General features: G+C 64.8%; 25 protein-coding genes. 14 read left to right on the top strand and 11 right to left on the bottom strand.

The genetic code is table 11. From position 1 onward, the window contains the following. The first annotated feature begins 19 nt into the window (after positions 1 to 19). Positions 20 to 718 (top strand): FadR/GntR family transcriptional regulator, encoded by a 699-nt coding sequence (locus RMET_RS18585; protein ID WP_011518107.1) that lies wholly within the window; start codon positions 20 to 22, stop codon positions 716 to 718. Positions 719 to 789: 71 nt separating this feature from the next. Here the strand turns inward: RMET_RS18585 and RMET_RS18590 are convergent, their stop codons facing one another. Beyond that, positions 790 to 1,884 (bottom strand): AI-2E family transporter, encoded by a 1,095-nt coding sequence (locus RMET_RS18590; protein ID WP_011518108.1) that lies wholly within the window; start codon positions 1,882 to 1,884, stop codon positions 790 to 792. 202 nt (positions 1,885 to 2,086) lie between these two features. Here RMET_RS18590 and RMET_RS18595 point away from each other — a divergent pair, with 202 nt between their 5' ends. Together RMET_RS18595 and eutC are read left to right on the top strand one after the other, a co-directional pair. Beyond that, complete coding sequence (locus RMET_RS18595) at positions 2,087 to 3,469, top strand: ethanolamine ammonia-lyase subunit EutB (RefSeq protein WP_011518109.1); 1,383 nt, start codon at positions 2,087 to 2,089, stop codon at positions 3,467 to 3,469. 17 nt (positions 3,470 to 3,486) lie between these two features. Then, a complete protein-coding gene (gene eutC, locus RMET_RS18600; RefSeq protein WP_011518110.1) occupies positions 3,487 to 4,257 on the top strand; it encodes an ethanolamine ammonia-lyase subunit EutC in 771 nt (256 codons plus the stop codon). A gap of 18 nt (positions 4,258 to 4,275) precedes the next feature. Here eutC and RMET_RS18605 read toward each other — a convergent pair whose 3' ends face one another. The 3 genes from RMET_RS18605 to RMET_RS18615 form a co-directional block, all read right to left on the bottom strand. Continuing rightward, positions 4,276 to 4,749, bottom strand: coding sequence for an aminoacyl-tRNA deacylase (locus tag RMET_RS18605; RefSeq protein ID WP_011518111.1), 474 nt, complete (start codon positions 4,747 to 4,749; stop codon positions 4,276 to 4,278). A gap of 34 nt (positions 4,750 to 4,783) precedes the next feature. Next, entirely contained in the window at positions 4,784 to 5,737 is a 954-nt protein-coding gene (locus RMET_RS18610) for a LysR family transcriptional regulator (protein WP_011518112.1), read from the bottom strand. An 84-nt stretch (positions 5,738 to 5,821) separates the two neighbouring features. Continuing rightward, positions 5,822 to 7,135 carry an MFS family transporter gene (locus RMET_RS18615; RefSeq protein WP_011518113.1) on the bottom strand — a complete coding sequence of 438 codons (1,314 nt, stop codon included), beginning with the start codon at positions 7,133 to 7,135 and terminating at the stop codon, positions 5,822 to 5,824. Between the two features lie 397 nt (positions 7,136 to 7,532). On the opposite strand from RMET_RS18615, the gene RMET_RS18620 reads away from it, so the two are divergent. The 3 genes from RMET_RS18620 to RMET_RS18630 all read left to right on the top strand — a co-directional run bounded on the left by RMET_RS18620 (position 7,533) and on the right by RMET_RS18630 (position 9,776). Next, positions 7,533 to 7,856: a hypothetical protein gene (locus RMET_RS18620; protein WP_011518114.1), complete on the top strand. Its 324-nt coding sequence runs from the start codon at positions 7,533 to 7,535 to the stop codon at positions 7,854 to 7,856. A gap of 126 nt (positions 7,857 to 7,982) precedes the next feature. Continuing rightward, entirely contained in the window at positions 7,983 to 9,140 is a 1,158-nt protein-coding gene (locus RMET_RS18625; protein WP_011518115.1) for an acyl-CoA dehydrogenase family protein, read from the top strand. Between the two features lie 60 nt (positions 9,141 to 9,200). Next, positions 9,201 to 9,776 (top strand): hypothetical protein, encoded by a 576-nt coding sequence (locus RMET_RS18630; RefSeq protein WP_011518116.1) that lies wholly within the window; start codon positions 9,201 to 9,203, stop codon positions 9,774 to 9,776. A gap of 158 nt (positions 9,777 to 9,934) precedes the next feature. Here the strand turns inward: RMET_RS18630 and RMET_RS18635 are convergent, their stop codons facing one another. Together RMET_RS18635 and RMET_RS18640 are read right to left on the bottom strand one after the other, a co-directional pair. Continuing rightward, positions 9,935 to 10,306, bottom strand: a complete 372-nt coding sequence (locus tag RMET_RS18635; protein ID WP_011518118.1) for a hypothetical protein — start codon at positions 10,304 to 10,306, stop codon at positions 9,935 to 9,937. 105 nt (positions 10,307 to 10,411) lie between these two features. Next, positions 10,412 to 13,285: a M16 family metallopeptidase gene (locus RMET_RS18640; protein WP_011518120.1), complete on the bottom strand. Its 2,874-nt coding sequence runs from the start codon at positions 13,283 to 13,285 to the stop codon at positions 10,412 to 10,414. A 188-nt stretch (positions 13,286 to 13,473) separates the two neighbouring features. Between RMET_RS18640 and RMET_RS18645 the strand changes: the two genes are divergently transcribed. From RMET_RS18645 to thpR, 3 genes are read left to right on the top strand one after another with little or no spacing between them, the layout of a single operon-like run. Next, entirely contained in the window at positions 13,474 to 14,976 is a 1,503-nt protein-coding gene (locus RMET_RS18645) for a DNA-3-methyladenine glycosylase 2 family protein (RefSeq protein WP_011518121.1), read from the top strand. Further along, on the top strand, positions 14,973 to 15,521 hold the full coding sequence (locus RMET_RS18650; RefSeq protein WP_011518122.1) for a methylated-DNA--[protein]-cysteine S-methyltransferase: 549 nt from the start codon (positions 14,973 to 14,975) through the stop codon (positions 15,519 to 15,521). The genes RMET_RS18645 and RMET_RS18650 overlap by 4 nt, the downstream gene beginning before the upstream one ends. A 17-nt stretch (positions 15,522 to 15,538) precedes the next feature. After that, entirely contained in the window at positions 15,539 to 16,105 is a 567-nt protein-coding gene (gene thpR, locus RMET_RS18655) for an RNA 2',3'-cyclic phosphodiesterase (protein ID WP_011518123.1), read from the top strand. A gap of 132 nt (positions 16,106 to 16,237) precedes the next feature. Here thpR and RMET_RS18660 read toward each other — a convergent pair whose 3' ends face one another. After that, entirely contained in the window at positions 16,238 to 16,852 is a 615-nt protein-coding gene (locus RMET_RS18660; RefSeq protein ID WP_011518124.1) for a LysE family translocator, read from the bottom strand. A gap of 147 nt (positions 16,853 to 16,999) precedes the next feature. Between RMET_RS18660 and RMET_RS18665 the strand changes: the two genes are divergently transcribed. Then, a complete protein-coding gene (locus tag RMET_RS18665; protein WP_011518125.1) occupies positions 17,000 to 17,860 on the top strand; it encodes a LysR substrate-binding domain-containing protein in 861 nt (286 codons plus the stop codon). 246 nt (positions 17,861 to 18,106) lie between these two features. Next, a complete protein-coding gene (locus RMET_RS18670; protein WP_011518126.1) occupies positions 18,107 to 18,901 on the top strand; it encodes a flagellar brake protein in 795 nt (264 codons plus the stop codon). Between the two features lie 58 nt (positions 18,902 to 18,959). Here the strand turns inward: RMET_RS18670 and RMET_RS18675 are convergent, their stop codons facing one another. Continuing rightward, entirely contained in the window at positions 18,960 to 19,814 is an 855-nt protein-coding gene (locus RMET_RS18675; RefSeq protein ID WP_008645453.1) for an IclR family transcriptional regulator domain-containing protein, read from the bottom strand. A gap of 295 nt (positions 19,815 to 20,109) precedes the next feature. Then, entirely contained in the window at positions 20,110 to 22,362 is a 2,253-nt protein-coding gene (locus RMET_RS18680; protein ID WP_011518128.1) for a patatin-like phospholipase family protein, read from the bottom strand. 242 nt (positions 22,363 to 22,604) lie between these two features. Here RMET_RS18680 and RMET_RS18685 point away from each other — a divergent pair, with 242 nt between their 5' ends. From RMET_RS18685 to RMET_RS18695, 3 genes are all read left to right on the top strand, one after another. After that, positions 22,605 to 22,823: an oxidoreductase-like domain-containing protein gene (locus RMET_RS18685; protein ID WP_035821166.1), complete on the top strand. Its 219-nt coding sequence runs from the start codon at positions 22,605 to 22,607 to the stop codon at positions 22,821 to 22,823. Then, complete coding sequence (locus tag RMET_RS18690; protein WP_011518130.1) at positions 22,820 to 23,653, top strand: NAD-dependent protein deacetylase; 834 nt, start codon at positions 22,820 to 22,822, stop codon at positions 23,651 to 23,653. The genes RMET_RS18685 and RMET_RS18690 overlap by 4 nt, the downstream gene beginning before the upstream one ends. Before the next feature lie 282 nt (positions 23,654 to 23,935). Continuing rightward, positions 23,936 to 24,793 carry a DMT family transporter gene (locus tag RMET_RS18695; protein WP_029309837.1) on the top strand — a complete coding sequence of 286 codons (858 nt, stop codon included), beginning with the start codon at positions 23,936 to 23,938 and terminating at the stop codon, positions 24,791 to 24,793. On the opposite strand, the gene RMET_RS18700 is transcribed toward RMET_RS18695, so the two are convergent. Together RMET_RS18700 and RMET_RS18705 are read right to left on the bottom strand one after the other, a co-directional pair. After that, complete coding sequence (locus RMET_RS18700) at positions 24,790 to 25,371, bottom strand: DUF1439 domain-containing protein (protein ID WP_011518132.1); 582 nt, start codon at positions 25,369 to 25,371, stop codon at positions 24,790 to 24,792. The two genes, RMET_RS18695 and RMET_RS18700, sit on opposite strands and share 4 nt — an antisense overlap. Positions 25,372 to 25,462: 91 nt before the next feature. Next, positions 25,463 to 25,666, bottom strand: a complete 204-nt coding sequence (locus tag RMET_RS18705; protein ID WP_008645462.1) for a SlyX family protein — start codon at positions 25,664 to 25,666, stop codon at positions 25,463 to 25,465. Positions 25,667 to 25,723: the final 57 nt, after the last annotated feature.

The raw sequence follows: 25,723 nt of genomic DNA on the forward strand, positions 1-25,723 counted from the left end.
GGATTTCAAGGGATGAGGGATGGGGGCAGGCAACGCACGCAACCGCGTGGAAGACATCATGCGCAGGATGGAGACCGCGCTGCTGGACGGCACCTGGCCCGTCGGCACGCGGCTGCCTGCGGAGCGTGTTCTGGCGGAGCAGTTTGGGGTGGCGCGCAACACGATCCGCGAGGCGATCCAGCGCCTGGCGGCGCGCAACCTGCTGCAAAGCCGACGCGGCGCGGGCGTATACGTCACCGATCAGTTGCGCACGGGCATCGCCTCGCCCTGGGGCCAGCTCGTGGCCGATCACCCGGCGCTGCGCGATGACATTCTGGAGTTCCGCCGGGTGCTGGAAGGCGCCACCGCCTACTTCGCGGCGTTGCGTGCCGATGCAGCGGATCTGAAGCGTATACGCGCGCTGCTCAAGGAACTGGAGCGCTCGCGCATGACCGATGACAAGCGCGCCGAGGCCGATGCGGATGCGAAGCTGCACGACGCCATCGCGCAGGCTTCGCACAACACGATGTTCCTGCATCTGCATACCAGCGTGATTGGCATGTTGCGCGAGCACATCACGATCAACGGCACCGGGCTGCGCGAGGCCGACGATGAGTCGTCGGACCTGCTGCTGCGGCAGCACCGCACGCTTTGCGAGGCGATTCTGGCGCGCCGGCCGGAAGAAGCCCGCACGGCGATGCAGACGCACATCGACTTCGTGCGGAGCAAGGTCGACTAGTCTTCCCGCATATTGGTCGTACCAATTTCTGCGTACGACAAAGCAATGAAATCAAGCACTTGGCTGAGCGCCTACACAAGCCCGGCCGTGCTCAGTTCGCGCTTTACGTAGGCATAGAAGATCGGTCCCGCGATCACGCCGGGGATGCCGTAGAGCGTTTCCATCACCAGCATCACTGTCAGCAGTTCCCATGCGGCGGCGTGTATACGCGCGCCGATGATTCGCGCGTTGAGGAAGTACTCGAGCTTGTGGATCAACACCAGGAACAGCAGCGACACCACCGCGATCGGCAGCGAGACCGAAAGCGAGGCGATGACAATGGCCGTATTCGAGATCAGGTTGCCCAGCACCGGCAGCAGTCCGGCGATAAACGTGATGGCCACCAGCGTCTTGGAGAGCGGCAGGTGCTGGTGGAACAGGGGCAGCAGCACCAGCAGGTAGATCGCGGTCAGGATTGTGTTGACGAGCGAGATCTGGATCTGCGCGAAGATGAACTGCGAGAACGCAGTCTGCAGCGTGCGGGCCCGGTCCACCAGGGCCAGGGCTAGCGGGCGACGATTCGGGCGGGAAATGGCGCGGTACAGCGCGATCATCGCGCCGATGATGAGGCCGACGAGGATATGGACCAGCGTGCGCAGGATATCGGCGCCGAGCCGCTGCGCCATCTGCGCGTGCTCGCGCAATGCCGAGATCAGGGTCGTGGCGAGTTCGTCGACCCCGTTGGGCAGGTAGTCGCTCAGCCAGGCTGGCAACTGGGCGCGAGAGCGGTCGATGATGTCGGCGGAATGGTCGAGCAGCCGGTCCAGCGTATTGCCGTCGCCGCTGATAAAACGGATGAGCGCCCAGATGCTGCCGGTCAGCACCAGCAGGATGATGGTGGACAGGATCGCCACGGCGATGGCGTCGCGGCGCGAATGCAGTCGCATCAGCCGTGGCGCCAGCACATCCACCAGAGAGTAGAGCAGCAGGCCGGCGAGCAGGGCGGACACCAGGTTGGCGTGCATCACCAGCAGCAGGGCCCCGGCGGTCAACACGTACGACACGGTCTTGACGCTGAACCAGGCGGCGGGAGTCAGGGGCCGGGTTTGGTCAGGCTGTTCGGTGCTGCCGGTTCCGGCGCGGTCTTCGGTCTGTTCGGTGTCCAATTCGTTGTCCAACTGCGGCATATCTCGGCTGAGAGCGGGGCGTTGCGGAAATGAAGCAAGGAAGCAATCGCCACGATTGTCGATGCCGGGCGTAACAATGGCAAGACAGGATGACGAGACAAGCTGATAACGGGACAAATCGTGCGGACGGTTGCCCGGGCGTGATATTTGCAGCACTGGCCTATATTGAAGTTCCGTGGCAGCCCTTCAGGAGACCACTTGCATGGCCTTCACGCATACCGTCGGCGTACGCCGACACGTCTTTGACGATCTGCGCACGCTGCTGGCCAAGGCCAGTCCGGCCCGGTCGGGCGACGCCCTCGCGGGTATCGCCGCCGCCAGCGAAGAAGAGCGGATGGCGGCGCGTATGGCGCTGGCGGACATGCCGCTGGCGCATTGCCTTGCGGAGCCGCTGGTTCCTTACGAGGCCGACGAGGTCACCCGGCTGATCGTGGACAGCCACGACGCGCAGGCGTTCGCGGCGCTTGCCAGCCTGACCGTCGGGGAGTTCCGGGACTGGCTGCTGCGGCACGACACCGATACGGCCACGCTGGCGCGGGTGGCGCCAGGCGTCACCCCCGAGATGGCGGCGGCCGTGAGCAAGCTCATGCGCAACCAGGACCTGGTGGCCGTGGCGCGCAAATGCGCGGTGGTCACCGCCTTCCGCAACACCATCGGGCTGCCCGGGCGCCTATCCGTGCGGCTGCAGCCGAACCATCCGACCGACGACCCGCGCGGCATCGCCGCATCGATCATCGACGGGCTGCTGTTCGGCTGCGGCGATGCCACCATCGGCATCAACCCGGCCAGCGACAACCTTGGGGCGATCACCACGTTGCTGAAGCTTCTGGATGACATTCGCATCCGCTACGAGATACCCACCCAGTCTTGCGTGCTGACTCACGTCACCAACACCTTGCGCGTGATGGAGCTGGGCGCGCCGGTCGATTTGGTGTTCCAGTCGGTGGCTGGCAGCCAGGCGGCCAATGCAGCGTTCGGCATCTCTCTGGCGCTGCTCGAAGAGGCACGGCAGGCGGCGTTGTCGCTGCGGCGCGGCACGGTGGGGCACAACGTGATGTATTTCGAGACCGGCCAGGGCAGCGCGCTTTCCGCCAACGCCCACCATGGTGTGGATCAGCAGACCATGGAGGCGCGCGCGTATGCGGTGGCGCGCCGGTTCGAGCCGTTGCTGGTCAATACCGTGGTGGGGTTCATCGGTCCCGAGTATCTCTACGACGGCAAGCAGATCATCCGGGCCGGGCTTGAGGACCACTTCTGCGGCAAGCTGCTGGGCGTGCCGATGGGCTGCGACGTCTGTTACACGAACCACGCCGAGGCCGATCAGGACGACATGGACAACCTGCTGACGCTGTTTGGCGTGGCGGGCATCAACTTCATCATGGGCGTGCCCGGCGCCGACGACATCATGCTGAACTACCAGAGCACGTCGTTTCATGACGCGCTGTACCTGCGCGAAGTCCTTGGCCTGCGGCCCGCGCCGGAGTTCGAGGCGTGGCTGCGCAAGATGGGCATTGTCGACGCGGGCGGGCGGTTGCTGGAGCCTGGCACGCGCCAGGCGCTGCTGACCATGGCGGACACGCTTTGAACGGGAGGAGGAACACCATGTCGACGCCAGCGAACCCCGAAGACCCGTGGGCGCGCTTGCGCCAGTTCACACGCGCCCGCATCGCCATCGGCCGCACCGGTCACGCGCAGAAGACCGCGTCGATCCTGGCGTTTGGCCTGGCCCATGCACAGGCGCGTGATGCCGTGCATCTGGCGCTCGATGTGGCGGCGTTGGAAACCGCGCTGCGCGATGCCGGCCTGGATGCGCTGCACGTGCTGCACGCGCATGGCGCAGCGGCGGATCGCGACCAGTACCTGCGTCGCCCTGACCTGGGCCGAAGTCTCGATGCCGAGAGCCGCGCGCGACTCGTTCCATCGGCGCAGCCATACGATGTCGTCTTCGTGATCGCCGACGGGCTTTCCGCACTGGCCGCGCAGCGCCACGCGGTGCCGCTGCTGCAGGCCGTGCTGGCGCGTCTGCATGACTGGCGGGTTGGACCGGTGGTGGTCGCGCGGCAATCGCGGGTGGCGTTGGGCGACGAGATTGGCGAGCGCCTTGGTGCGCGGCAGGTGGTGATGCTGATTGGCGAGCGTCCGGGGCTCAGTTCGCCGGATAGCCTTGGGATCTACCTGACATTCGACCCCCGTGTGGGGCGCACGGATGCCCAGCGCAACTGCATCTCCAACGTGCGGCCCGAAGGACTGTCTTATGCGCAGGCGGCGGACAGGCTGGTGTTCCTGATGCAAGGGGCGGTCGCGCTCGGTCGGTCCGGCGTGGACCTGAAAGACGACAGCGCCGCCGTGTCGGCGGCACTGTCGCCCCCCTGAAGACATAAGGGAAGGGTGCTACATCATGCGGTGCGAGAACTTGCCGCTTTCCGCATCGCTCATCAGCGTCATGAACTGATCGCGTTGCATGTGCACGAGTTCCATGTGGTCGCCGGCCTCGAACCAGACTTCCGGTTCGTCGAACAGGCTTTCGTCCACGTAGGTCTGCATGCCGTACGACATCGCGCAAGGCGGGATGGCGCCAAGGTCGCAGTCCTTGAACACTTCGCGGATCTCATCCTCGTGCGCGAGCACGAGCTTGCGGCCGGTCATCTCGCAGATGGTTGACATCTGCAGATGGTGACTCGAAGGAATCACAACCGCCACATAGCCGCCTTCGTCCTCGAGCAACAGCGTTTTGGCCAGACGGTTTCCTGGTACATGGGCAGCCTGCGCAGTGGCCATGCTGCTGAGGCTGTAAGGATGACGAATGATGTCGAACTGGCTGTTCATACGGCTGAGCCGGCCAGCCAGAGTGCCTGCCATTGCCATGATTGCCTTCCTTCCTACGCGAGCCACGCGCAGTTTAGTCCTGAGTGTTCTCACTATAGGCACTGTCGGCACCGCCGGCACGAATGCGCGGCCAGATCGCCTGCAGCTCTGTTCTCAGGAACGTAAGCAGGTAGCGCGTTGCCATGGTCTGGTAGCGATTGGGCATGGTCAGCATGTACAGCTTGCTGCCGAACGCGCTGATCTGATAGTCGCCGAGCAGCGATTCCAGCGCGCCGCTGGCCAGTTCCTTGTCCACCGCATAGAGCGGAAAAATGCCGATGCCGAGCCCGCCGACCACGGCCTCCTTGAGGAACGCGAAGTTCTCGGAGCTCAGGGTTGGCTCCAGTACCACCTGTTCGCGGTCGGCGGTGCCGTCGCGCGTGCCTGACACCTTGAGTTTCTGCCCGATCGGCGACGCGCACACGATCGCATGGGTCGTCAGGTCGGCAAGGTGCGCGGGCGGCGTGCGTCCGGCCAGATACGACGGCGCGGCGCAAAGCAGCCAGTCCACCCCGCCGATTTCGGTGGCAACGACCGAGTCGGGAGGCGTGGAGATGATGCGCAACGCCACTTCCACATCCTCGGAGACGAGGTTGTGGATGCGGTTGTCAAAGACGACGTCGAGCGTGATATCGGGATAGCGCTGCTTGAAGCGCACCAGCAGCGGCGAGATCATCGTGTGACCCAGACCGGTGGGTACCGACAGCCGCACATGGCCCTGGAGGCTCTTGCCCATGCTGCTGATCAGCGCGTTGGCCGCAGCCACTTCGCCCAGGATGTTTTTGCCGTGCTCGTACAGTCCGGCGCCCACCGGCGTCGGTTCCACGTGCCGGGTCGTCCGGCGCAGCAGTTGCACGCCGAGTTCCTCCTCCAGAGCCTTGAGGTGGTAGCTGACGTTGGCGCGCGTCATCTTGAGCTTGCGCGCGGCGGCGCTGAGATTGCCAGCGTCGACGATATCGACGAACAGGCGCAGGGCGTTGAGATCCATGGCGGGGAGGAGAGCGAAGGGCGCGTGCAAATAAAAAGGGGCCCGAAGGCCCCTCAGTTTGCCATGACTGCGGCGGGTGGCCGGTCAGTGCTCGTGATGCAGGTACTTGGCCTGGCGCGGCAGGCGCAGGCTGACCAGGAACGCCACCACCATCATCGCGGTGACATACCAGTAGAACGCGCTCTCGTGCCCGATCGATTTCAGGCCCAGCGCCACATATTCGGCCGAGCCGCCAAAAATGGCGTTGGCGACCGCGTATGCCAGGCCGACGCCCAGCGCACGCACTTCCGGCGGGAACATCTCGGCCTTCACGATGCCGCTGATCGACGTGTAGAAGCTGACGATGGCCAGCGCCACGCAGATCAGCAACAGCGCCATCTCGGGGCTGCTGACGGTCTTGAGCGCGGTCAGGATCGGCACTGTGGCGACTGCGCCCAGCGCGCCGAACATCAGCATGTTGTTGCGGCGACCGATGCGGTCCGACAACATGCCGAACAGCGGCTGCATGCACATGTACAGGAACAGGCAGCCTGTCATCACGTAGCTGGCCGTCTTGATCGGCATGCCGGCCGTGTTGACCAGGTACTTCTGCATGTACGTGGTGAACGTGTAGAAGATCAGCGAGCCGCCGGCCGTGTACCCGAGCACCGTGAAGAACGCGGCCTTGTGGTGGCGGAAGAGCTCGCCCACGGTGCCGGCGCCTTTGCTGTTGCGCGACTGGGCGGTGGTCGTTTCATGCAGCGTGCGGCGCAGCAGCAGGGCCACCACCGCGGTGACCGCGCCAACCACGAACGGGATGCGCCAGCCCCAGGCCTTCAGTTCGGCCTCGGTCAGCAACTGCTCCAGGATCACGATCACCAGTACGGCCAGCAGCTGACCGCCGATCAGGGTCACGTACTGGAACGATGAGAAGAAGCCGCGCCGGCCCTTGAGCGCCACTTCGCTCATGTACGTGGCGGTAGTGCCGTACTCGCCACCGACCGAGAGGCCCTGCAGCAGCCGGGCCAGCAGCAGAAGCGCTGGCGCCAGGTTGCCGATCGCGGCATAGGTCGGCAGGCAGGCGATCATCAGCGAGCCGAAGCACATCATCGTGACCGAGATCACCATCGAGTGCTTGCGGCCGGTGCGATCGGCAATGCGGCCGAATAGCCATCCGCCGATCGGCCGCATCAGGAAGCCGGCCGCGAACACCCCGGCGGTGTTCAGGAGCTGCGCGGTGGGGTCGGCTTTGGGGAAGAACGATGACGCGAAATAGATCGCGCTGAACGCATAGACATAAAAGTCGAACCATTCCACCAGATTGCCGGACGACGCGGCAACAATCGCGAAGATGCGTTTTTTGACTTCTTCTGGGGAGGGTGCCGTACCGGTGGTGACGGAAGAGGCGGTGTCTGTCATAGGACCTTCTGATTCTTGGCGGTGGGGCTTGCCGCCGGATGGGGGCGGGCGCAATGGGCGACGAGGCCAGGCGGTTCGTGGCGGGAGCGACGTCGCACACTGGGGCCCGTGTGCTTACTTAGCGTAACTCGTAAAACGAAGACTGCACAGCAGAAGTGCGCAGATGGTTGCCAGCCATATTCGGAAGGGCCCGGCCCGCGCTGGGTTCGCGGAACATTGTCTTTGCCGGTGAATAGTGTTTCTGCAAATGCTGCTGTGGGCTGGCGCGGAATTTGGCTGGCTAGCGTCTCACGTGACCGTATGGCTTGCATGACGCTTCACGCTGCGCAATGATGCTTGCGGATTGCGCCCCAGCCCCCTTATCCAAGTCTTTGCCGATCTTTTCCGAAGCCTGCCAATGCCAGTTTTGCGTTATCTGCTGATTCTGCTACCGCAGTTGTTGCTCATGCCATTGATCGCGCAGGCAGAACCCGACCTCGTGCAATGCCAGCGCGTCGATCAGTCGCAGCTGCGTTCGGCGTCGGAGGAAACGCTGCTGTTCCTGCGCTGCCGCGCGCGGGAGATTTCTTATGAGGCCCCACGGCTCAAGGGCGTCACGCAGAAGTTCAAGGACGATCTCGTGTTCTCCTGCCTGGACCAGGCCGATGCTGTCGAGCATCAATTGCGCGTGGGCTACGGCTACACCCGCGAAACCCTCGCCAAAAAGAAATGTGATCGATAATCTGCAATCTGGCTTATTGTCAAAAAATACTTTCGGTTCTGTCCAAGTCGCAGTGGATTGTCAAATTCGGTAGTCCGCGTACCATTGTTCGCCTTCGTTATCGCATCTGAATCACCGGAGATTGCCATGGCCCTCGACGCCGAATCCTTTTCCTTGCTGCGCGCTTCGGTGCAGCGTTTTATCGACGATCGCCTGAAGCCGGCCGAGGACACGCTCGAAGAGATTGACGATGTGCCGGCCGATATCGTGGCCGACATGAAGGAAATGGGCCTGTTCGGCATCTCGATTCCCGAGAGCTATGGTGGCATCGGCCTGTCGATGTCGCAGGAATGCGATGTGGTCTACGACTTGGGCCACACTGCTTTTGCCTTCCGCTCGGTGTTCGGCACTAACGTGGGTATCGGCTCGCAGGGCATCCTGATGGACGGCACCGAGGAACAGAAGCAGACCTATCTGCCGAAGATCGCCAGCGGCGAACTGATCATCTCGTTCGCGCTGACCGAGCCGAACGCCGGCTCCGACGCCGCCTCGCTGCAAACGCGCGCCGACCTCGACGGCGACCACTACGTGATCAACGGTACCAAGCGGTTCATCACCAACGCGCCGCGCGCGGGGGCGTTCACGCTAATGGCACGCACGGGTGGCCAAGGCGCGTCGGGCATTTCGTCGTTCATCGTGCCGGCCGATACCCCGGGCATCTCACTGGGCAAGCCGGACAAGAAGATGGGCCAGCGCGGTACCAAGACGTGCGACGTGGTGCTGGAAAACGTGCGCGTGCCGGCCGCCAACATCATCGGCGGCGTTCCGGGCGTGGGTTTCAAGACGGCGATGAAGGTGCTGGACCGTGGCCGCCTGCACATCTCGGCGCTGGCCTGCGGCATGGCGCACCGGCTGATTACCGACGCCGTGGCGTATGCGAAGGAGCGCAAGCAGTTCGGCAAGCCGATCGGCGATTTCCAACTGATCCAGGGGATGCTGGCCGACAGCCAGGCCGAACTCTATGCGGGCCTGTCGATGGTGCGCGATTGCGCACAGCGTTATGATGCGAAGCCGGCTGGCAAGAGCGATCCGGAAGTCAGCATGCTGGCATCGTGCACGAAGATGTTCTGTACCGAGATGGTGGGCCGCGTAGCGGACCGCGCGGTGCAGATCCACGGTGGTGCGGGTTATATCGCCGAATACAAGGCCGAGCGCTTCTACCGCGACGTGCGTCTGCTGCGCCTCTATGAAGGCACGACGCAGATCCAGCAGCTCATCATCGCCAAGCAACTGCTGCGCGACTGAGCAAGGCTCAAGAAAGCCGGAACGATCAGGCCAGATGGGCCTGAGGGGATAGGAGACAGGATGAGCAGGTTCCAGGTAACGGCCTCGCAAGGGCCGGTCACGGCGGGGCAGCAGTCAAAGGTGTCCCAGGACGATCTCCACGCAGTGCACCGGCTTCGTGCCGTGGTGGCGACGTATCGCACGACGCTGCAGGCTTACACGCTGGTCGTATCCCCGGACGAACTGATGTCGCTGAGCCGCGGCCCGGAACCGTCGCATTCGGCGCGCGACTATCGCGCGCAAGCCCATCTGGACCGGTTGCTGAACTCGGTACGCGACAGCGGTCTGGCGCTTCCCAGCGCGATCGTCGTCGCGGTATCGGGCGGCAGGATGCAATGCGAGTGCGATCACCTGTACACGCTCGAGATGCATCCACGCGACGGCGACCACCTGATCGTGCTGGACGGCTATGACCGTCTGGCCGCGCTGGCCAGCACCGGACGCGGGAATATCAAGACACTGGTGACCGGCGTGTTGTGCTGCACGGCCATCGACGGCGCGGCAGTCGAGTCCCAGTCGGCCAACGAAGCGGATCGCGCGATGATGCACACCTCCGCAGCCGCCCGCTGGGCCGGCGCGATGCGCGTCTGGCAATAACACCGGCCGTAGTAATAGCAGTAGCAACAGCCTTTGCGATTGCGCTGTCGGATGCGGCAACGGTGCACGATGCCGCCATCCTTGTTGTAACTGGGGAAATCGCCGGCAACGCCATTGCCACCATCACCACAACTACCGCCGGCGCCGGTCTCAACCTGTCACGCCCACACGCCGTCCACATCGCGTAGAAGGTGCCCCGCCAGGATGTAGTCGCCGAGGCGGCTCGCCTTGGCCTCGAGCTCCAGAAGATGCTGGCCGGCCATCGTGCCGAGATCGAACTGGCAATACAGATTGCGTTGCCGGAACGTTGTCTTGGGTTTGCCAAGCCCTTCGATCAGGGCGTCATGGGAGCGGACAGCGATGCTCTCCTGTCCGCGGTACTGCACCTTGATACCGCGCTTCTCTCCGAGCCGTCCGAGTTCGACGGCGTCCTGCCATCCGGTCTCGTAATCCAGCTCAAGCGCAAGCATCCGCTCAGAGGCCAGAAGCCTGAGCGCTTCTGCCTTGCTGCCAGCTCGCACGATCGACATCCATACCTCTAGTCTGAACAATCACTGTATAAATATACAGTGATTGTCGTCAGGTCTCAAGGCTTTGGGCATGACGTTTCCGACATATCCCGCTGCATTGCCGGATCATGGTCTGGCCGGTTCCGCTGGGGCGGCTGCCGGCGCGGTGGCGGGTTCCGCCGCCGTTGCTGCCGGGGTGCCTGCACCCGAGCCGAAGTCTCCGGCAAATGCCTGCGTCAACGTATCCGGACTCAGGTAACGCCGGATCGCGTCATTGACCGCCTCCGGCGTGGCCTTGCTGATGCGAGCCTCCACTTCGGCCGTATGGGCCATGGTGCGTCCAAGGTAAAGCTGATTCGCCAGCGCCCCAGCCAGAAGGCCATCCCTTGTGCGACTGATCAGGCCCTGTTGCAGCAGCCCGCTGACGGCTTCCGACAACTCGACGGATGTGATGCCATCGCGCACAAAGCGTTGCATCTCTTGACCCACCGCGTCGCGCAGGCGCGTCTGGTTCTGCGGTGCGTAGACGGCCCATAAGGCAAAGCGTCCTGCGCGGTCGAGTGCGCCAATCGACAGCGAGCTCGAGACGCCATAGCTGATGCCTTCCTGCTGCCGCAACCGATCGGCCAACCGGCTGCGCATACCGGTGCCGCCGAGCACTCTGGCTGCGATCAGCATCAGCGGGTAGTCCGGCGAGTCGTTGAGCAGATCGACGGGTTGCGATGCCAGGTACACAGCGTTGGCCTTGCCAGGCGTGTCGAGTGTGAAGCTGGCCGCCGGAATGGCGATGAACGGGCGATCCACGCGTTCGAACGGTACCTGGGCCCGCCAGTCGCCGAACAGGAACTGGATCTGCTTCGCGGCGTCGGCGGCATCGAAGTCACCGACGATCGCAAGCTGCGCGTGGTCGGCGCCGTAGAACTGCGCATGGAACTCGCGCAGATCGGCCTGCGTCACGCCCCTGAGGCTGGCCACGCTTTCGTCGAAGGTTGGCGTGTAGCGTGGATCTTCGGCCGGATATGGGTTGCCATGGCGCCCGAGGGCGTTCGGTGCCAGCGCGTTGGGCTGGCGACGCTGGCTGTCTACCCCCGCGATACTGCTGGCGCGCAGGGTTTCCAGTTCGGCCGACGGGAATGTCGGCATGCGCAGCACCGTTCGCAACAGGTCCAACAGGTCGGGCAGGTAGGCACGGTGCGTCTCGAACCGTACCGTCAGCCGCTCCGAACTGCCCGAGATCGATACATTGGCCTTGAGCGCCTCGAACCGATCCGCAATCTGCTGGCGGCTGAACACGCCCGCGCCACGGTCGAGCATTCCGGCCGTCAGCGAGCCAATCGCTGTTTTCCCTTGCAGCGACTGGGTATTGCCCAGATGCAGGACCAGCGTGCCATTGACCGCTTCGCCGCGCGTGGGCTTGGATAGCAGCGCAAGCTCCATCCCGTTTGGAAGCGTCTGGCGCACCGTGTGGGCGTCAATGTTGGCCGGGCTTGGGTCGAACGTGGGCACGGCCTGCGCGACAGCCTTGCCGGCGTAGTCGCGTACCAGCGCGGCCACGTCGGGCGACTGCGGAATGGTCGCAAGCTGGGGTTTGTCTCCGGGCAGGAACTCGCCGACCGTGCGGTTCGTCTGGCGCAGGTAGTTCTCCGCCACGCGCTGTACGTCTTCCAGCGTGGTGGTTTCCACGCGGTCGCGCGCGATAAAGAGCAGGCGCCAGTCGCCCTTTGCAATGGATTCGGACAGCGCCACGCCATAGCGCGCCGGATCGTTGAGAATCTTCTCGTACGCGTTACGCATCCGCACGCGGGCGCGATCCAGTTCGTCCTGGGTGACTGGCTTTGCGGCCAGTCCTTCGATTTCCGCAAGCAGCGCCGCGCGCACCGGCTCGATGGGCCGGTCCTTGCCTGTCCCTGCCGCGAACAGGATCACGCCGGGATCCTTCATCGCGTCGAACATCGACATCTGCCATGCCGCCTTGCGCGTGTCCACCAGCGCATGCTCGAGCCGCCCTCCCGGCGTGTCGGCGAGGATGACCGTCAGCAGCGCGAGGGCCGTGGTGTCGGGGTGCGCGCCAGGCGCGACGTGATACATCGCGGCCACGATGCTGCTGTCCCCGGGGCGCGTCAGCGTCAGTTCCCGGGCGCCTTCCTGCGGCGGTTCCACGGTGTGCTCGGTCGGGAGCACGCGCGTGGGCCGCGGAATCGGCCCGAACGCCTGCTCGATCCGTGACAGCGCACGCACCGGATCGAACTGCCCGGCTACCACCAGCACTGCGTTGTCGGGCTGGTAGTAGCGTCGATAGAACGCCTGCAGGTTCTGGATGCCGACACGCTCCACATCGCTGCGCGCGCCGATTGGCGCCTTGGCGTAGTTGTGCCACCGATAGGCCGCCGCGTACATCTGCTGTTGCAGCATCCGCATCGGATTGTTCTCACCGATCTCCATCTCGTTGCGCACGACCGTCATTTCCTTGTCGAGGTCGGCGCGCGAGATGAAGCTGTTGACCATGCGGTCCGCTTCCATCCGGAGCGCCCAGTCGAGGTTGTCGTCGCTGGCAGCAAAGGTCTCGAAATAGTTGGTGCGGTCCTGCGCCGTCGTGCCGTTGAACTGCATGCCGCGCCGGGCGAACTCGGTGGGAATCGTCCGGCCCGGCAATGACGGCGTGCCCTTGAACATCAGGTGCTCGAGCAGGTGCGCCATGCCGGTTTCGCCGTAGTTCTCGTGCCGGCTGCCCACGAGGTAGGTCATGTTCACCGTGGTGGTCGGCTGGGCGTCGTCGGGGGCGAGCAGGATCCGGAGGCCGTTCGGCAGCCGGTACTCGGTGATGCCTTCCACGGCGGCCACGCGCTCCGCGCGGATGACCGGCGCTGCGGGTGGCGGGGGCGCGACACTGCTCGGCCGCGCGGCGAAGGCGGGCACGGGCAGGGCGCTCAGGCCCGCCAAAATGAAGCAAGCCGCGCCGGTGACGAAGCTGGCGGCAAAACTGGTGACAAGACGACGCATGAATTCTCCGTAGACGGCGCCGGTTGGCCGTCTGCAAGGATTCTAGCCGGATGGACGACACGCGAACCGCGTGCCGGCACACTTTCAGATTCGGGGCCAACAATCGTGACCGCCGGCGGCATCCGGGCCCGAGGCGAATGTCCGATTCCAGCGGGTTTGTCATGTCGTAAAGGCGTAGGATGCATGGCATGGAACTCGATCCTGACACCTGCTACAAGGCCGTGGCCTCGCATGACCGGCGCTTCGACGGACGCTTCTTCGTCGGGGTGTCGTCGACGGGCGTGTACTGCCGGCCGATTTGCGCCGTGCGCACGCCCAAGCGCGAGAACTGCACGTTCTACGAGACCGCCGCCGCCGCGGAGAAACACGGCTTCAGGCCTTGTCTGCGTTGTCGCCCGGAATTGGCGCCGGGGCATGGGCTGGCGGACATCTCCGGCCGGCTGGCGCAGGCGGCCGCCACGTTGATCGACGAAGGCTTCATGGCCGGCGCGGGCGTGGCCCAGCTGGCCGCGCGGATCGGTGTGACCGAGCGTCACCTGCGCCGCCTGTTCGATGCCGAGTTCGGCGTGTCGGTGCATGAGTACGCCCAGACGCAAAAGCTACTGCTGGCCAAGCGCCTGCTGACAGACACCGCGCTGCCCGTCACCGAGGTGGCGCTGGCAGCCGGCTTTGGCAGCGTGCGGCGGTTCAACGACGTGCTCAAGGAACGCTATGGCCTGACGCCGCTGGCGATGCGCAAGCGCGCCGCAGATGGCATGGCGGACCGGCTCGTGTTCGAGCTCGGCTACCGGCCGCCGATGGCGTGGGGGGCGCTGCTCGGATTTCTGGCCGTGCGTGCCGTCGACGGCATCGAACAATGTGATGGCGAGGTGTACTCGCGCACGTTGTCGATCGAAGCGGGTGGCCGGTGTCATGCGGGCTGCGTGCGGCTCGAGCATGTGGCGCGGCGCGCGGTGCTGCGCATCACGTTGTCCGGCGCGTTGGCGCCCGTGATTCCGCAGGCATTGGGCAAGGTCCGGCGGTTATGCGATTTGGGCTGTCGCCCCGACATCGTCGATGCCCACCTGGGCGAACTGGCTGCGCGGACGCCTGGAATGCGCCTGCCCGGCGCGTTCGACGGATTCGAGATCGGGGTGCGCGCGATCGTCGGTCAGGTGATTCCGGTGGTGCAGGCGCGGCGCATTCTGGCTCGGCTGGCGCAGGTGGCCGGCGAGCCGTTGCCGGAAGCGGCCCAGGCGGGACTGACCACGCCTGCCGGCCAGGCGCCGCTGACTCACGCCTTCCCGACCGCGCAGGCTCTGGCTGCATTGCCCGACGAGGCATATCGGGCGGCTGGCGTGACCGCCGCGAAGACCCGGACGATTCGTGCGTTGGCCCGCAGCGTGGCTGCCCATGAAATCGATCTCGATCCCCACGCGCCACCTGAGGTGACCGTGGCGCAATTGCGTGCCATCGATGGCATCGGAGACTGGACGGCGCAATACGTCGCAATGCGCGCGTTAGGCTGGCCTGACGCATTTCCGGGCACCGACTATGCGCTGCGCAAGGTGCTGGGCGTCGATACGGTTCGCGGGATGCAGGCGAAGACCGCCGGATGGGCGCCGTGGCGCGCCTATGCGGCAATCCATCTCTGGCACCGCTACGAAGCGCTGAAGCTTCAGGGTAGCGATATCGAGGAGCAGGCGGCATGAGCAGCCATCACATCATCGACAGCCCGCTGGGCGACATGCTGTTGCGTGCCGATGGCGGCGCGTTGACCGGCGTGTTCTTTGCCGGCCAGAAGTACTACCCCGGGCTGGCGCGTCCCACTCCCGTCTCGGCGATGCCCGCAGCGGATGCGCGCGTGCTGGAGCAGGCCGCGATGGAACTCGGCGCCTACTTCGACGGGGCATTGCATGGATTCTCCGTCCCGTTCCGGCTGGTTGGCAGCGCGTTCCAGCAGCGGATCTGGCAAGCGCTGTGCGATATCGAATTTGGTGAGACTTCGACCTACGGACAACTCGGCGCGGGGCTCGGCTTGCCGCCAAGCCATTCGCGGGCGGTGGGCGGTGCCGTGGGGCGCAATCCCTTGTCGATCATCGTTCCGTGTCATCGCGTGCTTGGCGCGTCCGGCGACCTGACCGGCTACGCGGGCGGCGTGGACCGCAAGCGTGCGCTGCTGACGCTGGAGGGCGTGCTTTATCCGGGCCAGTTGCAAGCCACGGCGCTGGGTCAGGCCGCCCTTGCCCTGGACTGACGAAGGCGGGAGCGCGCGTGGCGCGTCTGTTCGTCGCCATCCAGCCTCCCGCCGCGCTGGTGGCCGACCTGCTGCGCATCGTTCCCGCACAGCACGGCATTCGGCCGACGATGGCCGCGCAGTTGCACCTGACCCTGCGCTTTCTGGGCGAGCAGGATGACCCCACGGCGGTGCGGATTGAACGGGTGTTGTCCGAGGTAGCTGCGCCGTCCGTGGTGTTGCAGGTGAAGGGTGTCGGCCGCTTTCGTGGCCGCCAGGGCGCCATACTCTGGGCCGGGCTGGAGGCGTCGGCGCCGATGCAGGCGTTGGTCGACGCCATCACCGCCGCGCTGGAGCGCGAAGGGATTCCACCCGAGCGCCGCCGCTTCTGGCCACATTTGACCCTGGCACGTTGCCGGCCTGAGGTGCCGGAGCATGTACTGCGGGACTGGCTGGCGGCCCGTCGGGCACTGTCGCTGCCTGCCTGCACGATCGACCGGTTCGTCCTGTTCGAGAGCGTGCTTGACCGACAGGGCGCGCGGCATGTGGCGCGGGCCGTCTATCCACTTGTCGCGAACGGTCCAGACCGCTGCCCCCAACGCTGACACCTGTCACGCCGTGCCGCTCGGCCGGTGATCGCCCGGACAGCCGCTCTGAGTGTTGGCTTCAGATCTGCCATGTAACGGCTGTAACGCATGTTGCATGCAGTATCTGGATGGCTTGCTCAATGCGGTGGGCTACCTGACGCCAAGTGCCACGCCCAGCCCGAATAGGGCAGTCCCGATGATGACATCGAGCTGTCGTTGGTATCGCAGCATCGTGGCACGCAGCGACTTCGAGCCGAAACACCACGCGACGATGCTAAACCAGACCCAATGCGTGGCCGACATGAACAATCCATAGCCAAACTGCACGGCGGCGGGCGTGTGCGCGTTGACGACCTGCGAGTACGTGCTGACCACGAACAGTGTGGTCTTCGGGTTGAGCGCATTGGTCAGGAAACCCATGCGAAACGCCACCAGTCCCGAAACGGCGGGTGCCCCATCGGCGTCGACGTCCAACGCCTTGCGATTGCGTAGTGTCTGAATGCCGATCCAGATCAAGTAGGCCGCACCAGCCAGCTTGATGATCGAGAGCAGCCCGTGCGCGTGGCGCACCAGCAGTGACACGCCGAACATGGTGTAGGCGACGTGTACCTGCACGCCGAGCGCGATGCCCAGCGCGCAAAGCAGCCCGGTGCGGCGGCCAAACAGGTAGCTGTTGCGCGTGACCATGGCGAAGTCCGGGCCAGGGCTGATGACGGCAAGAAGGGTGATGGCCGCGACGGCCAGCAGTTCGGCGAGTGGGGTCATTGTTGTGGTATTTCAGTCAGTTTTCGTTGCGTAAGCCGTGTATTCGATGGCACGACATATGCCATTTTTATTCGCAGAAACGGGTACGGCAAACAATATATACTCGCCATATTCCGTGAGAAAAACTGACTGATTGGCATGCCATCGATGCACTGGCTCGGCTGGATTCGCTTCTTCGAAGCCGCCGCGCGTCACCAGAACTTCGCCCGCGCGGCCGACGAGTTGCACCTGACCCACGGCGCGATCAGTCGGCAGATCCGCCAGCTTGAAGCCGAACTCGGCGTGAGCCTGTTCGAACGGCGTAATCGCGCGGTCTTTCTGACCGAGGCTGGCCGCACTCTCCAGTCCGCGGCCACGCAGTCGATGGACTTGCTTGCGGCGGCGGTCGAGCGCATCCGCAAGCCCGCTGCGAACACCGCGCTGGTGTTGTCATGCGAGCCAACCATCGCCATGCGCTGGCTGATTCCTCGGTTGGCACGGTTTTCCGCTCGGCATCCCGATATCCCGTTGCATCTGATGGCTGCTGGCGGCGCGATCGACTTTGCGCGTAGCGGTGTCGACGTGGCATTGCGTCGCAATGATTTCCCGTTCGATACGCGCTGGCACACGCGGGAGGTGACGCCCGAGCGGGTGGGGCCGGTTTGCCGGCCGGATCTGGCAGATCACGGGCTCGATGCAATGCCCTGGCTGCATACGCGCACTAGACCCGATGCCTGGCAGCGCTGGGCGCGTAGCGCGGGGTATGTACTCACTGGCAGCACGGACGTCTGGTACGAGCACTTTTATCTAAGCCTGCAGGCCGCGTCCGCCGGGCTGGGCTGGGCGATTGCTTCGGAGCTGATGGCCTATGACGAGTTGTCCGACGGTCGCATGGCCGCACCCCGGGGCTTCGTGGCCGATGGCTCGGCGTACCATCTGCTTTCGCCTGTGCCGTTCGAGCATGACTCGCGCCGGCTGGCGTTGTTCGACTGGCTCCATGCCGAGGCAAACGCATCTTCACAGGCATAGCAAGGTGGCGCCGTTATCGCCATTCGAGTGCGTCGCGAAGTGGAAGAAGCGTTACGTGCGCCACCCCTCGGAAGTCTGTCGCTAAAGTTACGTCGTATTTTGCCGAAGCATATGGCAGGTGCTTGCGCCACCTTCGGGTGGCGCTTACCATGCGGCGGCTGGTCGCCGCGAGCTGTCACCGCTTTCCAGTTCCCGCCCCCCAAAAGGGTGCGTTGTGGCGCAACCCTTTCGATGTAGCGTATCTCCATGAGTCTTCAAGAACCCATCGGGTCCAAGCTGGCCCAATCACAGTCCCAGGTCGATGGCGAGGCCGACGAGCGGGACGCTGCGGCCCAGTCGGATGAACGCTACCGGTTGACGCACAGCTCACAGATCGGCACCGTGCTGCGCGATATGGCCTGGCAGAAGTGCCTGCTGAATGTGCGCTCGAAGGGCGGCTCCGAGATCGTGACGTCGATCCTGCATGTCGATCCGGCCAACAAGACCTTCATTTTCGATTGGTGCCGTGCCGATGGTGAGCGTCAGGCATTGATGTCGTCCGAGCAGAACGCCTTTTCCGGCCTGCTGCGCGGAGTGCCGGTCAACTTTATCGTTGGCACGCCGGGCGCCACGCGCTTCGAAGGCGGTCCCGCGTTCATCGCCGATTTTCCCGAAAAGCTGTACCACTTCCAGCGCCGCCGCCATTTTCGCGCGCGCACGTTGCTGACCAAGGGCTACCGCTGCGAACTGCGAATTCCCGAGACGGAAAAGCAGGCGCTGCAGCTCGATATTGCTGACTTGTCGTTGTCAGGGGTGGGTTTGCGCTCGCGCGCGGTGGGCGCTGACCAGTTGCCCGTGGGCACCGTGATCAAGCGCTGCCTGCTGGACTTTGCCGAACTCGGCCGACTGGAGCTCGACATGCAGGTGGTGGGTCATTGGCTGGTGGGCTTCGACGACAACACCGTGCACCACTACGGATGCGCGTTCCTGAACCCGGACGGCCGCATGGAAAACTTCCTGCAGCGCCTGGTGTTCCAGCTCGAACTGGCGCACCGGGGCTGACACCCCGGCGCAAGCGGAAAGCGGCTCAGTTTCCGCTTAGCTTCCGCTCAGTTTCCGCTTAGTTGCCAATCATCTTGCCGATCGCGGCTGCCGCCTCCCGCATGGGGCCGAGCAGCCGCGCAATCATTTCCCCTTCCGACACCTTGTTGGCCTTCACGCTGACGCTGATGGCCGCCAGCACCACGCCGGCCTGCGACCGCACTGGCACGGCGATTGCGCGCAATCCCGGCTCCAGTTCCTCGTCGATCAGCACATAGTCCATGTCGCGGGCGCGCTGGAAGGCTGCCTCGAGCTCAGGACGCGAGATCTTGGTCAGCAGCGTGCGCGGGCGCAGTTCAGCATGGTCGAAGAACGCCTCCAGGATCGGTTGCGGCTGATGGGCCAGCAACAGGCGGCCGGTGGACGTGCAATAGGCCGGCAGGCGGCTGCCCATGCCGAGCGAGTGCGTCAGCACGCGCTGCACTTCCGAGCGAACCAGATACAGGATGTCGGTGCCGTCGAGGATGGCGAGCGCCGAGGTCTCGTGCACGCGCGCGCTGAGGCTATCCAGAACGGGCTGCGCCAGAGAGACGATCGCACTCGACGAGAAAAATGCGTGGCCAAGGTGCAGCACGCGCGGACGCAGCGCGAAGTGGCCGTCCTGCTGGCTGACGTAGCCAAGCTGTTCCAGCGTGTAGAGGCAGCGGCGGACCGAAGCGCGCGACAACTGCGTGCGCTGTGCCACCTGAGAAATAGTCAGTGGGCGCTTGCGTTCGGAGAATGCCTCGAGCACGGTCAATCCGCGCGCTAGCGAGAGCATGAAGTTGGGATCGCCGGCAAAGCTGCCGAGGATGTCGGCGGGCGGCTTGGCAGCGCGCACGGTGTCGGCTTGCGCCGGTTTGAGACTGATGGGGCTGGGGCTCGGAGCGTCCATGGCGGATAAAACGGTGCGGGGGAGCGTTCGATAATCGCGCATCTTAACGCCCCAGAGCGCTGATTGCCGCCTTCTGGACAAAAAAATGTCGCCGGTCGGGACGGCGACGGGGAAGGGGGTGTCGGTCAAGACGGGGGTCCTGACGACGAATCGAGTATAGGTAGGGGTACAGAGACATTAAATACAACTAAGGAGGGGGGAGTGCACTGGCAGCCGGCGCCGGGCGGCGCATCGGCCGCTCAGGGGCTGTTCGCGGCGGCTTCAGGATTGCTCAAGGCTTCCTCAAAAGGCATCTTCAAGGCTTGCCCAGGAACAGGTAGAACGCATAGCTGCCGCCCGTCGCCCGGCCATAGCCGAGGTAAAGCGGCCCGACCGGGCTGTCGATGCCCAGGAATGCCGCCATCGACTTCAGCAGCCCGGTTGGACTACCCGGCACCAGCGGCGCGCCGACGCGCCCGGCCTCAAGCGAGAAGCCGGCGTAGACGCCGTCGAAGAACGTCTGGTGGATCAGCTTGTTGTAGTAGACCATCCGCGCGAACTGCAAATTGCCGCCGATGAGTTGCCCCGTGCTGTACCCCGACTGCTGCAGGAAGCCACCCCATTGGAACAGGTCGTACTTCGGCAGGGCGGGGCCGCCGATATTGCTGCCGGCCTTGAACGCCAAACTGAGCGTGTTATTGCCGATCGAGTATGCCCACGCGCCTGAGATATCGCCCTTGGTATAGGTATCGGTCGCGCCCATGCCACCCTGCGAGGCGTAGACGTTCAGCGTGCCGCCGTACCCGAAGCGCGGGAAGTTGAGGTTGTCGAGCTGATCCGCGACCAGCCGGCCTTCGATGGCGCGCCGGTTGACGCGGCCAGGGCCGGGACTCAGATACGCGGGGCCGGTGGATAGCGAAGCATTCTGCTCTCCAACGACCACGCCAAGCCGGGCCTCGCCGTACTTGGTGATCTGGCTGCCGATGTCGAATGCGAAGTCGGTGCGGCGCAGATCGTACTGGGCCAGTCTGGTGCTGCCGCTGAAGACATTGACTGGCCGCCGCTCCAGTTCGATACGTGGCGCCACGAAGAAAAGCTGGCGCGTATCGAGCGGCTGGTAGAACTCGCTGATCAGGCTCGAAGTCTGACCCACCTGCGCATCGGTTCGCCACTCCGCCCCGAGCGAGTTCAGCCACGTGCGGCGGTAGCTGGCCAGCAGGTTGAAGTAGGCATCGCCGCGGAAGTCGGTGCTCAGCCCGAGACCGAAGCGCAGATAGTCGGGGCCGTAGGATTTCTCGATCGCATCGACCGAAAGCACGCGCTTGCCCGGTTCCTCCAGGAAGCGATAGTTCACATGCTCGAAGTCGCCGGTGCCGAACAGGCGGCGCATGTCGCGATCGAGAGTGGCCTGCGTGATCGGCTCACCGGGCTTGGTCTCCATCGTGGCGGCCGCGAACTCCGGATTTACACGTTCCATCGGCGCAAAGCGGATTTCGTCGACGGGCCGCACGTCGGGCGGCGGCAGCGCCACCTGTCGCGCGCGCAGTTGGGCGTATTGTGCCGGCGGGATCGACAGCTCGGACAGCCGGCTCGCCTCTTTCCGTGCGGCGGCCTCGCCGATCGGGATCGTCTTGGGCAGGTGGTCGAAATCACCTGCCGAGAAATCCCCCAATTCGGGCTTGATGAGGATGTCGGTGGGCCTCAAGGAGGCCAGCGATGTGCGCACGTTCTGCTCGGTCAGGATGTTGAGCATCTGTCCGGTTACCCCGATGATCGAGGTCAGCTCTTCGCGCTTCATCAGCGGTGTGCCGAGATTGACGGCGATGATGATGTCCGCGCCCATCGCCCGCGCCACGTCGACGGGCAGGTTGTCGGTCAGGCCGCCATCGACCAGCAGCTTGCCTTCATACTCGGTGGGCGCTACCGCGCCCGGCACCGACATGCTTGCCCGCATCACGTTGGCCAGTTCGCCCTGGCTGAACACCACCGGCGTACCTGCGACCAGATCCGTGGCGACTGCCCGATACGGAATCGGCAGTGTGTCGAAGTTGCGATAGCCGGGAGCATTGGCGAGCTGCCGCAATACGGTTTCGAGCTGCACGCCCGAGACGGCACCCTTGGGCAAAAGCAGGCCGTCCGAGCGCACGCCGATCTCGGGCGTGAAAAGGTTCGTGTGGTCGTCGATCTTGCGGCGAATGGCCAGATCCTGACGGGGCGGGCGCTCATTGAAGATCGTTCCCGTCGTCAGCCCGCCGACGAGTTTCTCCATGTCCGACGTGCTCATGCCGGTCGCGTACGCGCCGCCGACGATCGATCCCATGCTGGTGCCGGCGATGCAATCGATCGGCACGCGCAGTTCCTCGAGCACCTTGAGCACGCCAATATGGGCCGCGCCACGCGCGCCGCCGCCCGAAAGCACCAGGCAGATCTTCGGCCGGCCCTGCGGCGCCGATGCCGCGGCGGGCTCGGCCGCCAGTGCCGACGGGCCGGCTATCGCGCCCGAACACAGCACTGCCAACCATGCGGCGCAGCGAAGAAGGGCAGAGGCGTGGCGCATCGCAGATGACATGAAGAAGAGGGGGCGGCGAAGGACATTGCCGCGACCTTCAACACTAGCAGTGTGGTCCGCATGTGGCGTATGCCATGCGCCAAGATCAAAACAATTCATCACGCGCGCCGGAACCATTCAGATCGGCGGCCACGCATGTCGGCTTCTGTCCGCTCCGGCGCGGGATAGCCGATGCGGCATATACTGGCGCCGTACCTGATTCCATTGTGTCTTCCGTGTCTTCCGTGTCTTCCGTGTCTTCCGTGTCTTCCGCAGAACATTTCCACGCGCCCCCCGACGATCCAAAACCCGCGCCGCCCGAAAGACCCGGCGACAACGAGTGCTGCGGCAGCGGCTGCGATCCATGCGTCTTCGATTTCTACAACGACGAGATGGAGCGCTATCGCCAGGAACTGCGGGCATGGGAGGCGCGCCAGGCCGCTCGCCAGGCCGCTCGCGATAACGCCGCAACGCATTCGTGAACCATTCCGCCGCGCTTCAGGACTTCGTTGAACGGCATCGGCGCCTGTTCGTCCTGACCGGCGCCGGCATCAGCACGGACTCCGGCATTCCGGGCTATCGCGACGAACAAGGCCGCTGGCAACGCTCGGCGCCGATGACCATCAGCGCGTTCATGAGCGGTCACGCGGCACGGCAGCGCTACTGGGCGCGCAGCATGGTCGGTTGGCCGGTGGCGGCGGGGGCACACCCGAATGTCAGCCATCGCGTGGTGGCGCGGCTTGGCGATGCCGGGCGCGTGTCGGCGCTGGTTACCCAGAACGTGGACGGACTGCACCAGCAGGCGGGCAGCCGCGATGTCGTCGAGTTGCACGGCAGCATCAGGCAGGTCGTATGCCTGTCGTGCGCCACGCGCTACCCGCGCGCGGAGCTGCAGCACTGGCTCTGGCAACACAATCCCGATTTTCGTGACATGACGGCATTGCCCGCCGCGGACGGCGACGCGCATCTGGAGTCGCCGTTGTTCGACAATTTCGCGGTGCCGGTTTGCGAGCGATGCGAGGGCGTGCTCAAGCCAGATGTGGTGTTTTTTGGCGAGTCGGTGCCGCGCGAGCGCGTCGATACCGGCCGGGCGGCACTCGCCAGCTCCGATGCCGTGCTGGTGGTCGGGTCGTCGCTGACGGTGTTTTCGGGCTATCGCTTCTGCCTGTGGGCGAACGAGCTAGGTTTGCCGATCGCCGCGCTGAACCTTGGCACCACGCGCGCCGATCCGCTGCTGACACTCAAGGTATCCGCGCCGATCGGGCCCACACTGTCTGCGCTGGCGAGCGGGATCGGGCTGGCCGGCGATTGACTACCGACTGACCACCGATTGACCACGGCGGCGCCCGCCGCTAGGATCGACGCATTGCCCGATATCTTCGGGTGCCCCCCAACCAGTCATCTCATGACCCCTGTTTCTGTCACGGCGCCCCCCTGCGCGCCGCCGCGCGGCTGATTCCAGCCGACTGACGTCTCCGGTATCGCTGACGAAGACGTGCTCGCGCATCGCGCGCGGCACGCGCCGGAGCCTGCGTGGTTTCTGACAGGACAATTTATGAATTCCGAAAAGGACGTCATGGCGGACGCATCCGCCATGCGCACGTCCATGCACGCGCTTGCCGTGTATGGCGCAACCCCTTTGTTTGTGCTGCTCTGGAGTGGAGGCGCGATCTTCAGCCGCGTGGGACTTTCCCATGCCTCGCCATTTGCGTTTCTCACGTTGCGGTTCGTCATCGCGCTGCCCCTGCTCGCCGCCATCGGCGTGGCACGCCGGTGCATGCTGCCAGCACCCGGTACGCGTGTGCGTGTGGCGGTGACGGGCGCGCTGATGATCGGCGGTTACTCGATCAGCTACCTGCTGGCACTGGATTTCGGCATGACGCCAGGCGTGCTGGCTACCGTGCTGGGCGTGCAGCCAATCCTGACTTTGCTCTGGATGGAGCGGCGCGTGTCGGTAGCGCGGCTGGCGGGTCTGACGCTGGCGCTGGCCGGGCTGGTGACGATCGTGGCCGATAGCCTGATGGCCGCAAGGTTCTCGATGGCTGGCTGGGGTGCTGCTCTGGCCGCGCTCGCGTGCATGACGGTAGGCGCCATCGGGCAGAAAGGCATCCGGCAGGCCGCAGTGGAGATCCTGCCGCTGCAGTACACGGTGGCGCTGGCGATGTGCCTGCTGTGCGTGCCGTTCCAGCCGTTCCGGTTCGAGCACGTGCCGGGCTTCTTTTTCCCGCTGCTCTGGATGGGGATCGTGATTTCGGTGGTGGCGACGCTGCTGTTCTACCGGCTGATCCAGGCCGGTAACCTGGTCAACGTGACCAGCCTGTTCTATCTGGTGCCGCCTGTGACCGTTCTGCTGGACTTCGTCGCGCTGAGCAACCGGCCCGCGCCGCTTGCGCTGGTCGGCATGATTGCCATTCCGGTGGGGCTGGCGCTGGCGTTTCGCGCGGGACGCTAGCGCAGGTTGACCTGCACGCGGATGCCGTCGGGCGCCACGGTGATGGCGCCCGGCTCGACGTCCTTGCCGTTGAAGCGGAGTTCTTCGGGTTTGAACGTGTACAGGGGATAGTCCTTCAGCAGTTGCTGGGCGACCACGGCGCCAATGGCGTTGAGTTGCTCGCGGTACTGGCTCATGCCTTGCACCTCCACGTCCTGCACCGTCGGGTTGTCCAGCAGCACCGCGCGGCGCGTGGCGTCGTAGCGGACGCCGCTGTTCAGCGCCAGCGAGCCGTTGACCGGCGGGGACGGGATTACCGTGTTCGAGAGCGCCGCGTCCACCCGGGTGGTGATGCGGTTGCCGGCCTCGTCGAGCACGAGGCGCGGGTTCGAAAGCCGCACGCTGACCAGTTCGCCATAGCGCAGCGTGGCCGGGAAGCGCTTGTCCACCGCGCTTTGCAACTCGTCCTTGGTGAACGTGTATTCGCCAGTCCAGACGTTGTAGCCGGCGTGGGCAGTGCCCAGCGCCGCCGCGACAATGGCCAGGGCCAGCAACGGGCGGCGCGCGTGGGACAGGCGGTTGATCAGGGTACGGGACATGGCCGGGATGCGAATCAAAGTTACGCAGTCAGACCCGTGCCGCGCGGTGATCGTTCCGACATGTGATGCCGGTGCGGGCCATCGACAGGTTTCAGTAGTGCGGCGGGATTTCGTGCTGCGGATCGGACTCGGCAGCCATGGGTGCGCTGGCGCGCACTTGTTGGTACAGCGCGCGAAACTGCGCCTGCAACAGATCGATCTGCTGCTGTTGGCGGGCGACGGCGAGATTCAGCGTCTCGATCAGGTCTTCCTGGAAGGCGACCTTGATCTCCAGATCGGTCAGGCGGGATTCCATGGTGTTCTCCGGTTGGCCGCGCATTGTACGGGACTGTACGGTACGGCCAGCCGGAGA

Source organism: Cupriavidus metallidurans CH34 (assembly GCF_000196015.1).
Lineage (GTDB): Bacteria > Pseudomonadota > Gammaproteobacteria > Burkholderiales > Burkholderiaceae > Cupriavidus > Cupriavidus metallidurans.

Bases quoted from the DNA above. Each gene is read 5' to 3' on its own strand.
- RMET_RS18585 (WP_011518107.1), top strand. From the start codon at position 20: ATGGGGGCAGGCAACGCACGCAACCGCGTGGAAGACATCATGCGCAGG.
- RMET_RS18590 (WP_011518108.1), bottom strand. From the start codon at position 1,884: ATGCCGCAGTTGGACAACGAATTGGACACCGAACAGACCGAAGACCGC.
- RMET_RS18595 (WP_011518109.1), top strand. From the start codon at position 2,087: ATGGCCTTCACGCATACCGTCGGCGTACGCCGACACGTCTTTGACGAT.
- eutC (WP_011518110.1), top strand. From the start codon at position 3,487: ATGTCGACGCCAGCGAACCCCGAAGACCCGTGGGCGCGCTTGCGCCAG.
- RMET_RS18605 (WP_011518111.1), bottom strand. From the start codon at position 4,749: ATGGCAATGGCAGGCACTCTGGCTGGCCGGCTCAGCCGTATGAACAGC.
- RMET_RS18610 (WP_011518112.1), bottom strand. From the start codon at position 5,737: ATGGATCTCAACGCCCTGCGCCTGTTCGTCGATATCGTCGACGCTGGC.
- RMET_RS18615 (WP_011518113.1), bottom strand. From the start codon at position 7,135: ATGACAGACACCGCCTCTTCCGTCACCACCGGTACGGCACCCTCCCCA.
- RMET_RS18620 (WP_011518114.1), top strand. From the start codon at position 7,533: ATGCCAGTTTTGCGTTATCTGCTGATTCTGCTACCGCAGTTGTTGCTC.
- RMET_RS18625 (WP_011518115.1), top strand. From the start codon at position 7,983: ATGGCCCTCGACGCCGAATCCTTTTCCTTGCTGCGCGCTTCGGTGCAG.
- RMET_RS18630 (WP_011518116.1), top strand. From the start codon at position 9,201: ATGAGCAGGTTCCAGGTAACGGCCTCGCAAGGGCCGGTCACGGCGGGG.
- RMET_RS18635 (WP_011518118.1), bottom strand. From the start codon at position 10,306: ATGTCGATCGTGCGAGCTGGCAGCAAGGCAGAAGCGCTCAGGCTTCTG.
- RMET_RS18640 (WP_011518120.1), bottom strand. From the start codon at position 13,285: ATGCGTCGTCTTGTCACCAGTTTTGCCGCCAGCTTCGTCACCGGCGCG.
- RMET_RS18645 (WP_011518121.1), top strand. From the start codon at position 13,474: ATGGAACTCGATCCTGACACCTGCTACAAGGCCGTGGCCTCGCATGAC.
- RMET_RS18650 (WP_011518122.1), top strand. From the start codon at position 14,973: ATGAGCAGCCATCACATCATCGACAGCCCGCTGGGCGACATGCTGTTG.
- RMET_RS18660 (WP_011518124.1), bottom strand. From the start codon at position 16,852: ATGACCCCACTCGCCGAACTGCTGGCCGTCGCGGCCATCACCCTTCTT.
- RMET_RS18665 (WP_011518125.1), top strand. From the start codon at position 17,000: ATGCACTGGCTCGGCTGGATTCGCTTCTTCGAAGCCGCCGCGCGTCAC.
- RMET_RS18670 (WP_011518126.1), top strand. From the start codon at position 18,107: ATGAGTCTTCAAGAACCCATCGGGTCCAAGCTGGCCCAATCACAGTCC.
- RMET_RS18675 (WP_008645453.1), bottom strand. From the start codon at position 19,814: ATGGACGCTCCGAGCCCCAGCCCCATCAGTCTCAAACCGGCGCAAGCC.
- RMET_RS18680 (WP_011518128.1), bottom strand. From the start codon at position 22,362: ATGTCATCTGCGATGCGCCACGCCTCTGCCCTTCTTCGCTGCGCCGCA.
- RMET_RS18695 (WP_029309837.1), top strand. From the start codon at position 23,936: ATGCGCACGTCCATGCACGCGCTTGCCGTGTATGGCGCAACCCCTTTG.
- RMET_RS18700 (WP_011518132.1), bottom strand. From the start codon at position 25,371: ATGTCCCGTACCCTGATCAACCGCCTGTCCCACGCGCGCCGCCCGTTG.
- RMET_RS18705 (WP_008645462.1), bottom strand. From the start codon at position 25,666: ATGGAATCCCGCCTGACCGATCTGGAGATCAAGGTCGCCTTCCAGGAA.